A 2103-nucleotide genomic window follows, 5' to 3' on the forward strand; every position below is an offset into this window, starting at 1 on the left:
AAAAACTCCCCAAACCATCCACTGGTTTAGGGAGTTTGTCGTCACGGCCGAAACGCTTTTAACCGTTTGGCCAGCTCTTTTGTGTGCGGATACATCTCTCGATAAATGGAAAACAGCTCTTTGTATCGGGCGACCGCATCCGGCCGCGGTTCGACGACGGATTCGACTTGTTTGAACGCATCCGCGCATTGCTTGAGCGAATCGAACCAGCCGACGCCGCAGGCCGCGATTCATCGCGGCGCCGAGCCCCGGCCCTTGTTCGTTCTTCAGCTTTTCCACCGGGAGATCGAAAATATCGGCTTGGATTTGCAGCCACTCGGCGCTTTTCGCCCCGCCGCCGATCGAGACGACCGAATCGATCGTTTTGCCGCTCGCTTTGATGATCTCCACCGACTCGTTGAGCGAGAACGTAATCCCTTCCATGACCGCGCGGGCGAAATCCCATTTCGTCTGCCGCGAGTCGATGCCGATAAACGACCCGCGAATATCGGCGTCCGCATAAGGCGTCCGCTCGCCGACCAAATACGGCGTAAACAACAAGCCGTTCGCACCGATCGGCGACTCGGCAGCGCGCTGGACGATCTCGGCAAACGGCACGTCTTCCGCAAACGTCCGCTTCCACCAGTCAAAGCTGTAGCCCGCCGCCAGCGTCACTCCCATGATATAGTAGGCATCCGGCTCGGCATGGTTGAAATAATGCACTCGTCCAGCGAAGTCTTTTTCCCCGCTTTGTTCATAGGCAAGCACAACGCCGGACGTGCCGATGCTTGACATCATGCGGCCTTCTGCCAAAATGCCCGCGCCAACCGCGCCGCAGGCGTTGTCCGCCCCGCCGGCAAACACTTTCACCGATACCGGCAGCCCCGTCTGCTCGGCCACCTCCGGGCGCAGCGTCCCGACGAACGCCGTCGCCTCGACAAGCGGCGGGCAAAGCGTGAGATCGACGCCGACCGCACGGGCGATCGCCTCGCTCCACGTTTTCGTTTTGATATCCAACAGCAGCGTCCCCGCCGCATCCGATACATCCATCGCCATGTGCCCGGTCAAGCGGAAGCGGACATAATCTTTCGGCAACAAAAACACCCGCGCCTGCTCGTAAAGGTGGGGTTCATGGTTTTTCACCCACAGCAGTTTCGGCAGCGTAAACCCTTCCAGCGCCTCATTTTTGGCAATGGAAAGCAGCTGGTCGCGGCCGACCTTTTCTTCAATTTCCCGACACTCTTCCGTCGTTCGCGTATCATTCCACAAAATCGCGTTGCGCACGACATTCCCGTCGCCGTCAAGCAACACCAGCCCATGCATCTGTCCGGAAAAACTAATCCCCGCGATCGACTCGGGGGAAACGCCCGCCGTCTCCCACACGCGGCGGAGCGCGACGATCGTTTTTTCCACCCAATCATCCGGGCGCTGCTCACTATAGCCGGAATGAGGCTGGTAGAGGGGATAGGACTCGGTCCATTCCCCTCTGACTTGCCCATTGCGGTCGACAAGCAACACTTTCACCGCACTTGTTCCTAAATCGACGCCAATGACATATTCCACGCTCATCCCTCTTTCACGAACGGGATACGCTCGGCACGCTGACTTCCAACAAATATTGGTTGAGCAGCGTTTTCAGCCGCTCTAAGCGGCCGGACGTATTGCGAATTTCGCCGAGCTGCAAGGCATACTCCTCGAGTTTTTTGAAATCGGCCGTTCCTTCGACAATTTCGCGGCCAATGCCTTCCGTATAGCTTTTGTACCGCTCTTCGATGAACTGTTCAAACACGCGGTCTTCCAGCAAGCGATGAGCGACTTTCAAACCAATCGCAAAGCTGTCCATCCCGGCGATATGAGCGTAGAACAAATCTTCCGGTTCGAACGAGCCTCTCCGCACTTTCGCGTCAAAGTTCAAGCCGCCGCGCCCAAGGCCGCCGTTTTGCAAAATTTCATACATCGCCAACGTCGTCGTATACAAGTCGGTCGGGAATTCGTCCGTATCCCAGCCGAGCAGCGTATCACCTTGGTTCGCATCGACCGAACCGAGCATGCCGTGGATGCGGGCGACGCGCAGCTCATGTTCAAACGTATGGCCCGCCAACGTCGCATGGTTCGCTTCGATGT

The 2103-nt window shown here is 57.5% G+C and carries 2 pseudogenes; both read right to left on the reverse strand.

What is annotated here, in order from left to right:
* Window positions 1–41: 41 nt before the first annotated feature.
* Window positions 42–1542: pseudogene (xylB, locus tag VU18_RS08120) on the reverse strand (xylulokinase).
* A 13-nt stretch (window positions 1543–1555) separates the two neighbouring features.
* Window positions 1556–2103 (reverse strand): annotated as a pseudogene (locus VU18_RS19785) (xylose isomerase); the annotation flags it as partial.

It is taken from the genome of Geobacillus sp. ZGt-1 (genome assembly GCF_001026865.1).
In the GTDB taxonomy this organism is placed as follows: Bacteria; Bacillota; Bacilli; order Bacillales; family Anoxybacillaceae; genus Geobacillus; species Geobacillus thermoleovorans.